This is a genomic window from Stenotrophomonas sp. P5_B8, from assembly GCF_054049855.1.
Genome location: NZ_JBFULO010000199.1, coordinates 1 through 6,811 on the forward strand (window position 1 = coordinate 1; position 6,811 = coordinate 6,811).

At 67.7% G+C, this 6,811-nt stretch carries 7 protein-coding genes; 1 reads left to right on the plus strand and 6 read right to left on the minus strand.

Annotated features, from left to right (window positions below; translation table 11 throughout):
- Positions 1 to 113 precede the first annotated feature (113 nt).
- Positions 114 to 1,019, minus strand: a complete 906-nt coding sequence (rarD, locus tag ACXJKH_RS11980) for an EamA family transporter RarD (protein ID WP_457319604.1) — start codon at positions 1,017 to 1,019, stop codon at positions 114 to 116.
- Entirely contained in the window at positions 1,016 to 1,915 is a 900-nt protein-coding gene (yedA, locus tag ACXJKH_RS11985; protein ID WP_457319605.1) for a drug/metabolite exporter YedA, read from the minus strand. Before yedA ends, rarD begins: the two co-directional genes overlap by 4 nt.
- A gap of 218 nt (positions 1,916 to 2,133) precedes the next feature.
- Here yedA and ACXJKH_RS11990 point away from each other — a divergent pair, with 218 nt between their 5' ends.
- Positions 2,134 to 3,468 (plus strand): MFS transporter, encoded by a 1,335-nt coding sequence (locus ACXJKH_RS11990; protein WP_256775184.1) that lies wholly within the window; start codon positions 2,134 to 2,136, stop codon positions 3,466 to 3,468.
- Positions 3,469 to 3,549: 81 nt separating this feature from the next.
- Here ACXJKH_RS11990 and ACXJKH_RS11995 read toward each other — a convergent pair whose 3' ends face one another.
- From ACXJKH_RS11995 to ACXJKH_RS12010, 4 genes are all read right to left on the minus strand, one after another.
- Positions 3,550 to 5,202 (minus strand): M28 family metallopeptidase, encoded by a 1,653-nt coding sequence (locus ACXJKH_RS11995; RefSeq protein ID WP_457319609.1) that lies wholly within the window; start codon positions 5,200 to 5,202, stop codon positions 3,550 to 3,552.
- Positions 5,203 to 5,277: 75 nt separating this feature from the next.
- Positions 5,278 to 6,210, minus strand: a complete 933-nt coding sequence (locus ACXJKH_RS12000) for an MBL fold metallo-hydrolase (protein WP_457319606.1) — start codon at positions 6,208 to 6,210, stop codon at positions 5,278 to 5,280.
- Positions 6,211 to 6,241: 31 nt separating this feature from the next.
- A complete protein-coding gene (locus ACXJKH_RS12005) occupies positions 6,242 to 6,580 on the minus strand; it encodes a hypothetical protein (protein ID WP_457319607.1) in 339 nt (112 codons plus the stop codon).
- A gap of 42 nt (positions 6,581 to 6,622) precedes the next feature.
- The coding region (locus tag ACXJKH_RS12010; RefSeq protein ID WP_457319608.1) for a hypothetical protein at positions 6,623 to 6,811 on the minus strand (189 nt) is incomplete at its 5' end.

A 6,811-nucleotide genomic window follows, 5' to 3' on the forward strand; every position in this document is an offset into this window, starting at 1 on the left:
AGCCCACCCAGCCCACCCAGCCCCGCCCGGCCCGTCGCGCGCGCCAACCAAGGCTTCGGCTCTACGCTTTGCGCTTTGCGCTCTTCAAAGCTATAAAAAAAAACCCCCACCCCTCACCCCCGCCGCGACCGCCAAACACWGTCACCCACAAACAACAACAACCCAACCCAGATAGCCGCAAACCCAATCGCCTTGCCCCCATCAAACGGCTCGCGGAAGAAGAACACCCCCAACAGCAACCCCAGACTCGGCGCGATGTACTGAAGAATCCCCACCAGCGACAACGGAATCCGCTTTACCCCGTAGGCAAACCCGACCAACGGCAGCGCCGTCACCGCCCCACCCAGAATCAGCAGCGCATCGTTCTTCCAGCCCCACCCACCGAAAAACCCACCGCCGTGCCCGTTCTCGCTCCACAGCGCAAACCCGATCGCCGGCAGAAACAGATACAGGCTCTCCACCCCCAACCCCGCCACCGGGTCCACCGAAACCAGCTTGCGCAGCAACCCGTACAACCCGAACGAACAGGCCAGCCCCAACGCGATCCACGGCGGCGTGCCTGCATCGATCGTCAGCCACGCCACACCCACCGCCGCGCAGCCCACCGCCAGCCACTGCAGCCCACGAAGGCGTTCTTTCAGCACCAACACGCCCAGCAGCACGCTCACCAGCGGATTGATGAAGTACCCCAAGCTCGTTTCGATCACATGTCCGGCGTTGATCGCCCAGATGTACAGCCCCCAGTTGAACGCGATCGCCAGACTGCTCAACGCCAGCGTCGGCAGCGCGCGCTTCTGCGCGGCGATCTGCTTCCACCAGCCCGTCCCCGCACTCAGCAGCAGCCAGGCCACCACCAGCACCGTGCTCCAGATGATCCGGTGCGCGATGATMTGCTGCGATGGCACCGCCTTGAGCAGGTGCCAGTACACCGGCACCAGCCCCCACAGGGTGAAGGTGAAGGCGGTGATCGCAAACCCGCGGCGTTGTTCCTGCAGGCTGTGTGGCGGCACCGCGCTCACTTCGCGCGCGTCCGCGCCAGGGTCAGCACCACCACGCCGGCCAGGATCACCGCCATCGCCAGCAGGTCATGCCCGCCAAAGTGCTCATGGCCGATGATCGCGCCCAGGATCACCGCAATCACCGGGTTCACGTACGCGTAGCTGGCCGCCAGCGCCGGGCGCACGTTGTGCAGCAGCCACACATAGGCGGTAAACGCCACGATCGAGCCGAACACGCACAGGTAGGCCACGGCCAGCAGCCCGTCCATGCTCGGCCACGTGGTCGGCCGCTCGCCGGTGACCAGGCCCAGCACCACCAGCATGACCCCGCCGCACAGCATCTGCCCGGCCGCGGTCATGAAGGGAGTGGGCAGGTCCAGGCCGCGCGCCCACACCGAGCCGAACGCCCAGCCGATCGGCGCCACCAGCAGCAGGATCAGTCCCTGCGGCGAGGCCGTAAGGCTGCTGCCGGCGTTGAGCCAGACCACCCCCAGGAAACCGATCGCGATGCCCAGCCATTCACCGCGGCTGGCATGCTGGCCGCGCAGCGCGCCGAACAGCGCCATCCACAGCGGTACCGAGGCCACCGCCGTGGCGGCCAGGCCCGAGGACACCGTGCGTTCGGCAAGCACCACCATGCCGTTGCCCAACACCAGCATGGTCAGGCCCATGATCGCCAGGTTGCGCCACTGGCGCCGGGTCGGCGCGGCCATCCCGCGCCAGCGCAGCACCGCATACATCAGCGAGCCGGCGATGATGAAGCGCGCGCCGGATACCATCGTCAACGGCAGCGCGCCGCCTTCCAGCGCCAGCCGGATACCCAGGTAGGTGGACCCCCAGACCACGTACACCAGCAACAAGGCCAGTACAACAAGGCCGCTCCGGGGAGCAGCCGCTGAAGGTTCGGGTGAAGACATGGCACACCACCATCCGGGGGAACCGGGATTCTAGGCCACCGCGCTGTCGGGGAGCACCCCAAGCCGATGGCACGCTGTTTCCGCTCACRTTTTCTGCGCCGGGAAATGGTTACCCTCTGAGCCATGCGCCGTGGTGCCAGGAGGGTACCCGACGTCAGGGCGCCCACCCCGGGCACCTTCCCCACCCGCAACGACTCCCGTGAGGACACCCTCCCAGCATGAGCACTTCCCCTCCCTCCGCCGCCGCCCACCCCGAGCGGGCCGCGCTGCGGCGCTCGATCTCCAACACCCTCAAAGGCTCGGCCGGCAACCTGGTCGAGTGGTATGACGTCTACGTCTACTCGGTGTTCGCGGTCTATTTCGAATCGCAGTTCTTCTCGGCCGCCGACAAGAACTCCACCATGTATGTCTGGGCGATCTTCGCCGCCACCTTCCTGATGCGCCCGATCGGGGCGTGGTACTTCGGCCGCTTCGCCGACCGCTACGGCCGGCGCCTGGCGCTGACCGTGTCGGTGACGGTGATGGCCGGCTGTTCGTTCCTCATCGCCATCACCCCGACCGCCTCGCAGATCGGCATCTGGGCGGCGGTGATCCTGCTGTTCGCGCGGCTGCTGCAGGGCTTTGCCACCGGCGGCGAGTACGGCACCAGCGCCACCTACATGTCCGAAGCGGCCATCCCGGGTCGGCGTGGATTCCTGTCCTCGTTCCACTACGTCACCCTGGTCGGTGGCCATGTGCTGGCGCAGTTGACCCTGCTGGGCATGCTCAGCTTCTGGGACAAGCCGCAGATTTCCGAGTGGGGCTGGCGCATCGCCTTCGGCATCGGCGGCATCGCCGCGATCGTGGTGTTCTGGCTGCGCCGCACGATGGACGAGTCGCTGGGCGAGGATTCCATCGAAGCAGCCAAGGAAGGACGCGCCAAGGCGTCCGGCTCGATGTATGAGCTGTTCGTGCACCAGTGGCGGCCGCTCCTGCTGTGCTTCCTGATCACCGCCGGCGGCACCGTGGCGTTCTACACCTATTCGGTCAACGGGCCGAAGATGATCCAGAGCGCGTTCGCCGGCGATGACGTGATGACCGGCACCCTGCTCAACCTGGGCGTGCTGACCTTCCTGATGGTGCTGCAGCCGATCGGTGGCTGGCTGTCGGATATCGTCGGGCGCAAGAGCCTGCTGGTGTTCTTCGGCATCGGCGGCGTGCTCTACAGCTACTACCTGGTCACCGCCCTGCCCAACCAGCACGATCCGCTGATGGCATTCTTGGTGCTGGCCATCGGCTTTGTGATCCTCACCGGTTACACCTCGATCAACGCCGTAGTGAAGGCCGAACTGTTCCCCACCCACGTGCGTGCGCTGGGCGTGGGCTTCGGCTATGCGGTGGCCAATTCGCTGTTCGGCGGTACCGCGCCGCTGCTGTACCAGGCGGCGCTGAAGACCGGCCACGTCAATACGTTCGCGATCTACGTCACCGCGGTGATCGCGGTGTCGCTGGTGGTCTACGTGTTCTTCCTGAAGAACAAGGGCCCCAACTGGCTGGACGGTACGCGCAAGTAGTACGCAGCGCGCGGCCACCGCTCAGGCGGTGGTCGCGCGCATCCAGGGGTATCGGAACCCGACCCGCGGCCGGCGCCCCCCTCAACGGCGGGCGGATTCGGTCTTTTCGCGTTCGGCGCGGAACTCCGAGCCGTCTTCCCACGTCGGCCAGCGGCGGCTGTTGGCCAGCTCCGCGCCCAGATCGTAGACCAGCAGGGTGTCGGCGGCATGGCCGCTGGCATCCCAGCTCGGGGTCCAGGCATCGCAGGCCTGGTGGTAGCACGCGGCGAAGTAGGCATCGCGCAGTTCACGGCCCTTCTCCACCCCACCCTCACGCATGTCCAGCCCCGGGCCGATGGTGATCGCCGGTACGCCCAGGCGGGCGAAGGCGAAATGGTCTGCGCGGTAGAAGAAGCCGGCCTCCAGGTTCGGATCGGGCGAGTAGCTGCGACCGCGTGCCTTGGCCACGCGCTCCAGGTCACCCTCCAGCGACACCCGGCCCTTGCCCCAGGAGGCGATGTCGCGGGTGGGGCCGTCCGGGCTGAACATCTCGATGTTGATCACCGCCGCGGTCTTGTCCAGCGGCGCCAGCGGGTGCGCGGCGTAGTAGCTCGCCCCCAGCAGTCCCTTCTCTTCGGCRGTGAGCGCCACGAAGTACAGCGTGCGCTGCGGCTGCGGACCAGCGGCGAATACCCGGCCCAGTTCCAGCACGGTGGCCACCCCGGTGGCGTTGTCGATCGCACCGCGCCGGATGCGGTCGCCCTTGGCGTCGGGCTGGCCGATGCCGAACGCATCCCAGTGCGCGGAGAAGATCACCGCTTCATCGGCGTGTGCGCCGCCGGGCAGCTTGGCCACCACGTTGCGGGTGACCACCTGCTCGCGCTTGAGCTTGAAGTTGACCGACAGCCGCGCATCGCCCAGCGCCACCGGCGTGAACGCCGGGGTCATCGCCTTGCGCTTCTCGGCATCGAAATCCAGGCCCGCATCGCGGAACACCTGCTCGGCCAGGCTGCGCGGCATCCAGCCGCGCACCGGCACGTGCTGGGCCAACGCCTGCTCGCGGGTGCGTTCGATGTCGAACAGCGGCGAGGTGCCCGAACTCTTCACCGTCGCCCAGCCATAAGCGGCCGGGGCGGTTTCATGCACGATCAGCACGCCCTGCGCGCCACGTCGTGCAGCTTCCTCGAACTTGTAGGTCCAGCGACCGTAGTAGGTCACCGCCTTGCCATCGAAGGCACCGGGCTGGGCGGCCTCGAAGTCGGCATCGTTGATCAGCACCACCGCGATCTTGCCGTGCAGGTCCACGCCCTTGTAGTCGTCCCAGTGGCGCTCGGGCGCATCGATGCCGTAACCGACGAACACCAGCGGCGCGTCCTTGATATCCACCGCCTGCTGCGGGCGCAGGCTCTGCAGGGTCACGTCCTCGCCGTTGGCCAGCGCGCGGTCCTTGCCCTTCTGGCGCAGCTGCGCGCGCACCGGTCCGTCCACCTGCGCGCGCACCATCGGCACCGGCTGTACCCAGCTGCCATCCACGCCGCCGGGCTGCAGGCCGGACTTCCTGAATTCTTCGATCAGGTACTGGACCGTGCGCTCTTCGCCCGGGCTGGCCGGAGCGCGGCCTTCGAAGTCGTCCGAGGCCAGGATGCGCACATGCCGCGAGAGCGCGTCCGGATCGATGCCGCCGCCGGGCAGGTCATTGGCCGCGTGGGCCAGGCCGCCCACGAACAGGCAGGACGACAGCAGCAGCATGCGCATCGGATTCACGGCAGACACCAGGACGGAAAGCAGGGGCCTGCGAGTGTAACGTGACACCTGCATGACCGCGCACTGCTAGCGGCGGTCGCGGTCCAGCCAGCAGGCCAGGCCCTGCGCGTTGAGTTCGATGTCCATCGCCAGCACCTGGGTCACCGCCGCATCATCGAGCGGGCAGCCATGCGCCTGCGCGCGCTCCAGATACAGCGCGGTAAGTGCGGMGACCAGGCAGCGGTGACGGTCCGGGCGTGCGTCGCACTGGTGGCCGATCTGCACCATCGCATCGATCTGTTCCACCAGGTCGGTGGCCAGCCTGGCCACATCACCCACGCGATCGTAATGGGTGAGGAACATCGCCTGCGGCTCGTAGGCCAGCATGCGCGCGATCGACTGCTTCAACGGCTCCGGATCGAACTGCACCGGCGAAGACGTGGGGATGATGAAAGCGCCGCGCGCACTGTCCAGCTCGCGGTAGGACAGCCCGAACGTATCACCGGTGAACCAGGCGCGGCTGCGCGCGTCCCACACGCACAGATGGTGACGCGCGTGCCCGGGTGTATGCAGGCACAGCAGGGTGCGACCGGCCAGGTCGACGCGGTGGCCGTCCTCGGCAATGACCACACGCTCGGCCGCCACCGGCAGCACCGGCCCGTAGCTGCGCGCGATCTCGGCCTCGCCATAGACCTCGGTGGCACCGGCAATCAGCCGGGCGGGGTCGACCATGTGTGGCGCACCGCGCGGGTGCACCAGCAGGCGGGCGTTCGGCAGCTGCTGCATCAACAGCCCGGCGCCGCCGGCGTGGTCCAGGTGCACGTGGGTGAGGATCAGCCAATCGACCGCGTCGGGCGACAGGCCCGCACCGGTCAGTGCCGCAAGCATCGCCGGCACGGCCAGGCCGGTGCCGCAATCGATGAACGCCGCGCGGCCGTTCTCCACGACCAGGTAGGCCGCATCGAAATCCTCGCGCTGGAACGCGGTATCGATGGTGTGGATGCTGGGGTCGAAAGACATCGGTTCATCCCTGGCGGATTGCGCCCCCATTCTAGGACGATCCGCGCACCGGCTTCGATGCGGCTTTGGTCGCACGCTGGGCCAGCCACGGGGTGCGCAGCAGTATCGCCGCCACCATCACTGCCAGGAACGCGCCGTAGGCATACAGCACCGCCAGCACCTGCCGCCAGATCGGCCCGGCATCGGATTGCACCACGCCGATGTGGTGGCCCCACAGCATCGCCACGACGCTCAGCACGAAGGCCAGCAGCAGCGCGAGGCCATCGAACCAGCGCCGCGCCGCATCGCGTGGTTGCCGCGGGAACAGCCAGTACAGCGCGCCCAGCAGCACGAACCAGGGCAGGAACAACAACAACGACAACCAGGCCATCGCAGTCTCCCCTTCAGGATGACCGCATCATGCCACGCGGCCTCACCGACCGCGCTCGGCGCGGTCGTGCCGGCCGCTGGCCGGTGCCCAGCAATGCACGTTCCATGTACTGCCGGCCGCTGGCCGGCTCCCAGCAATGCCACGTTCCATGTAGTGCCGGCCGCTGGCCGGCTCCCAGCAATGCACGTTCCATGTAGTGCCGGCCGCTGGCCGGCTCCCAGCAATGCCACG